Annotated in this window: 1 protein-coding gene; it reads right to left on the bottom strand. The window is 65.0% G+C overall.

Annotation, left to right across the window (positions count from 1 at the left end):
* The coding region (locus C7I84_RS29405) for an ISAs1 family transposase (protein ID WP_120785141.1) at nucleotides 1-320 on the bottom strand (320 nt) is incomplete at both ends.

The following is a 320-nucleotide window of genomic DNA, read 5'->3' on the forward strand; positions in this document are numbered from 1 at the left end:
ATCCCATCCGGCGAGCTTTCGCGTGGTTTTGATGGAGTGCTTGCCCTTTGCAAGACGGACGGCGTTGAGGGCGAAGTGGCGGACGATGGCCATGTTGTGCGCGCCATGTCCCTTTCTCAGGCGCGACTGATCCTCGCGGAAGACGACGTCGAGCACCCAGTGGAGGGAGTTCTCGATCGCCCAATGGCCGCGGACGGCTTCGGCGAGACGCTCCGGCGTGAGCTTTGCCGAGGACAGATAGAAGCGGCGTGAGGTTGTGACGGCGCCCGCTTCCTCGACGCTCGCCTCGACCATGGCGATGGCGGCGAGGCCGGGAAAGC

Source organism: Kumtagia ephedrae (genome assembly GCF_003012745.1).
GTDB lineage: Bacteria > Pseudomonadota > Alphaproteobacteria > Rhizobiales > Rhizobiaceae > Kumtagia > Kumtagia ephedrae.